The following is a 431-nucleotide window of genomic DNA, read 5'->3' on the forward strand; positions in this document are numbered from 1 at the left end:
GTTGGCGCAACAGTGTCTACAACAAAACCATCTGTACCATCCAAGACATCGCCTGTACCCAAGTTACCTGCAAGGTCTGTATATGTACTATCAGCAACACTAATACTTGGTGCTGTACCTGTACCATCCGGTGTGAACACCGCTGTCCAGGTGATGTTGTCTGTCGTAGTCAAGCCAGTCAAGCTACCACCTACGACCACGATGTCGCTTGCATCAAAGCCTGCGACCGCTTCACTGAAGGTGAAGCTAATGTTCGCTGTTTCACCTGCTGCAAGAGCTAGATCATCAGTAGTAATTGCGAGTGTTGGCGCAACAGTGTCTACAACAAAACCGTCTGTACCATCCAAGACATCGCCTGTACCCAAGTTACCTGCAAGGTCTGTATATGTACTATCAGCAACACTAATGCTTGGTGCTGTACCTGTACCATC

Annotated in this window: 1 protein-coding gene; it reads right to left on the reverse strand. The window is 48.3% G+C overall.

The genetic code is table 11. The features are described from left to right. Positions 1–431, reverse strand: a 431-nt coding sequence (locus tag HUN22_RS17715) for an Ig-like domain-containing protein (protein ID WP_254617574.1), incomplete at both ends; no start/stop codon positions are given.

The sequence above is a fragment of the Acinetobacter lactucae genome, assembly GCF_013344765.1.
Lineage (GTDB): Bacteria > Pseudomonadota > Gammaproteobacteria > Pseudomonadales > Moraxellaceae > Acinetobacter > Acinetobacter lactucae_A.